The organism is Roseovarius sp. EC-HK134 (assembly GCF_902498815.1).
GTDB classification, from domain to species: Bacteria; Pseudomonadota; Alphaproteobacteria; order Rhodobacterales; family Rhodobacteraceae; genus Roseovarius; species Roseovarius mucosus_A.
Window position 1 is genome coordinate 1 of record NZ_LR701540.1, and the last position, 1,327, is coordinate 1,327.

At 57.7% G+C, this 1,327-nt stretch carries 1 protein-coding gene and 1 other annotated feature; the gene reads right to left on the minus strand.

Features of this window, described 5'->3' with window-relative positions; genetic code table 11:
- Positions 1 to 39: 39 nt before the first annotated feature.
- Positions 40 to 1,274 (minus strand): IS3 family transposase gene (locus GC127_RS01285; RefSeq protein ID WP_151976065.1). Its coding sequence is split into 2 segments (ribosomal slippage): positions 40 to 980 and positions 980 to 1,274, totalling 1,236 coding nucleotides; the frame shifts between segments, so codons are not numbered across the junction.
- Positions 871 to 987: a sequence feature (AL1L pseudoknot), on the minus strand. (Overlaps the previous gene by 117 nt.)
- Positions 1,275 to 1,327: the final 53 nt, after the last annotated feature.

A 1,327-nucleotide genomic window follows, 5' to 3' on the forward strand; every position in this document is an offset into this window, starting at 1 on the left:
TGAATCGTCCCGGTTTCACCGGAGACCTATAGCTTCATTTCACGCGACCATATCGAGCACGTCGCGCTGTGCATAGAAGTTCTCCTCAGCCTCCGCTGGCGGGATGTTTCCGATGGGGCCAAGCAGGCGTCTGTGGTTGAACCAATCGACCCATCCGAGGGTGGCCATTTCCAGATCCTGCATGTTACGCCACGGGCCTTGGCGATGGACAAGTTCGGTTTTGTAAAGCCCGTTGATCGTCTCAGCGAGGGCGTTGTCGTAACTGTCACCAACGCTGCCGACCGATGGTTCGATGCCAGCTTCGGCCAAACGCTCGGTGTATCGAATGGACAAATATTGCCCACCGCGATCCGAATGATGAACCAATCCGCTTTTCTGGACTGGCCGTCGATCATGCAGGGCCTGTTCCAGCGCATCGAGGACAAAGTCTGTTTTGGCGGATCGCGAGACCCGCCATCCGACGATGCGATCAGCGAATGTGTCGATGACAAAGGCCACATAGACAAAGCCCTGCCTTGTCGACACGTAGGTAAAATCGCTGACCCAGAGCAGGTTCGGAGCAGGCGCCCGGAACACGCGGTTCACCTTGTCACGCGGACAGGGCGCTGACGTGTCAGGAACCGTTGTCTTGACCACCTTCCCGCGCACCGCGCCGCGGATGCCGATCTGTTTCATCAGGCGCTCCACAGTGCAGCGCGCAAGCTCAAAACCCTCGCGCTTGAGCTGATGCCACGCCTTGCGGACCCCGTAGACCTGATAGTTTTCATCCCAGACCCGTTTGACTTCCGGACGCAGCTCCATGTCACGCTGATGCCGGGTCGAAGCTTTGGTCGGGTCCGCTTGGCACGCTAGGTGATGATAATATGTCGACGGCGCGATCGGCAGGACTCTGCAGATCGACTCGACGCCGTAGACAACGCGCTGATCTTCAATGAAGGCGATCATCGCTTCAGTGGGCGGTCGAGTTCCGCCTGCGCAAAATACGCGCTTGCCTTGCGCAGGATCTCATTCGCCTGGCGCAGCTCGCGGACCTCACGTTCCAGTGCTTTGATCCGATCCCGTTCCTCGGTCGTGACACCGTCGCGCATACCGCTGTCTTTCTCGGACTGCTTGACCCATTCGCGCAAGGTTTGAGGAATACAGCCAATCTTGGGTGCAATGGCCGCAATCGCGCCCGCCTGCGTTTCATAAGAGCCTTGATGCTCAAAAACCATCCGGACCGCACGTGCGCGGACCTCTGGCGAGTAGCGATTTGCCATTTTGCTTTTTGTCATAACCATCATCCTTACTTAAGTTGACGGTCTCCGACAAACTCGGGGCGATTCAG